Source organism: Photobacterium sp. 1_MG-2023 (assembly GCF_030547945.1).
GTDB lineage: Bacteria > Pseudomonadota > Gammaproteobacteria > Enterobacterales > Vibrionaceae > Photobacterium.
The window spans coordinates 1-1,334 of the sequence record NZ_JAUORR010000070.1 but is presented as its reverse complement, the minus strand read 5'-3'; the positions used below and the strand labels follow the sequence as shown (position 1 = coordinate 1,334).

The 1,334-nt window shown below is 58.8% G+C and carries 3 protein-coding genes; all 3 read right to left on the bottom strand.

Annotated elements, in window-relative coordinates; genetic code table 11:
* On the bottom strand, positions 1-227 hold a 227-nt coding region (locus Q4579_RS22865; protein ID WP_303567259.1), incomplete at its 3' end, for a hypothetical protein.
* Positions 220-1,041, bottom strand: a complete 822-nt coding sequence (locus Q4579_RS22860; RefSeq protein WP_303567258.1) for a hypothetical protein — start codon at positions 1,039-1,041, stop codon at positions 220-222. The genes Q4579_RS22865 and Q4579_RS22860, both read right to left, overlap by 8 nt.
* 3 nt (positions 1,042-1,044) lie before the next feature.
* Positions 1,045-1,334: hypothetical protein (locus Q4579_RS22855; protein ID WP_303567256.1), on the bottom strand; the 290-nt coding region annotated here is incomplete at its 5' end.

Sequence of the window (1,334 nt, the reverse complement as noted above, 5' to 3'; positions counted from 1 at the left end):
CCGACGCTGACGATTGGTTTTGCAGGCCGAAAACTATCCTCCCCAAACTCATCCCCCGGCTGATAAGCGCCGCCCGCACCGACCAGGGCACGGTCAACCAGATTCGGCGTCCCGTTCTCACCGTCACAGAGCACCCAGCCCAGCGGGATAGATTCAAGGGTGCCGTGATGGATCTTGATATCACCGCTTTTCCAGCTTCCGGCGCTGCCACCGTGTAACCTAGCCATGATGCACCTCCGCCAGTGTCCGGACTGTGGCCCCTTCCACCGCATAGGCGAACACCGCCGCCCCGGTTTCCAGTGTCATGGACTCCCCGGCGGCGATATAAATCCCGCTCAGGTTGTCCACCCCTTCCCCGCCTACATAAAGCCCCCGGTCGGTTTGAACCAGTACTGACTGGCGCGTGTTGTCCGCCTCAATCAGCACAGTGCTGACCGCCGGGTCTAACGTGGTTGCGGCACTGACCAGCCCGTCACTGCTTGCGACCGCAACCAGCCCGCTGACCTGCTGCACCTGTGGCAGATTGCCAATCGCCACCTGACCGCTGACGGTTTGCACGTCCGGCAGATTGGTGATCGCCACCTCCCCGCGTACCGCCTGCACTTCAGGCAAATTGCCTACGGTGATCTTTCCGCTCACAGGCTGCACCGCGGGCCAGTTCGCAATAGACACAGGCGCATCAAACGACACGGGCACGGTCTGCTGAATGGCATCAATGGTCACGGGTTCACGGATGCTGTGCACCTCCACCGCGCCACTGATAGCCACCGCATCTGACTGGGTGTTGACCGGAATATCGGTGAGCTGATATTTCAGCGTGACCGCCGTTGGATGGTGGTTGTACAGCTCGATGGTTTCGAAGCCACCCAACGGCACCACATCATTTTTCTTCAGCTCGGTCCCGACTTCCCGGTTCTGGGTTTTCGCCAGCAAGGTGACGGTATGGGAGCAGTCACGAATGAGCAGGTACTGACTGACAGCCGAGATAATTTTCTCTCCGGCCTGTAGCTGTACTTCGATGATTTTCTGTGTCTGATACATCCGTTACCTCTTGAGCAATACAACCAGCAGCACCAAGCCAATGACCGCCGCGAAGGCCATCATGACGCGGGTATTCTGCTGCCCGACATCACTGGCGCCTCCGGTGTTCGCACTGGCGTTGATGCTGTTCGCCAGTTGCATGGACTGAGACGCCAGATTGCTCTGGTTCGACGCCATGCCACCGAGGGAATTCAGCGCCCCGTTGAAGGTTTCCACCCCAAATGTAAAGGCGTCATTCAGTGCAGAACTGTTTGCCGCCAATGCATTCGAGCCAAGGGTCATGGCATCACTGG

Excerpts from the sequence above, each read along its gene's own strand:
- Q4579_RS22860 (WP_303567258.1), bottom strand. The coding sequence starts at position 1,041 with ATGTATCAGACACAGAAAATCATCGAAGTACAGCTACAGGCCGGAGAG.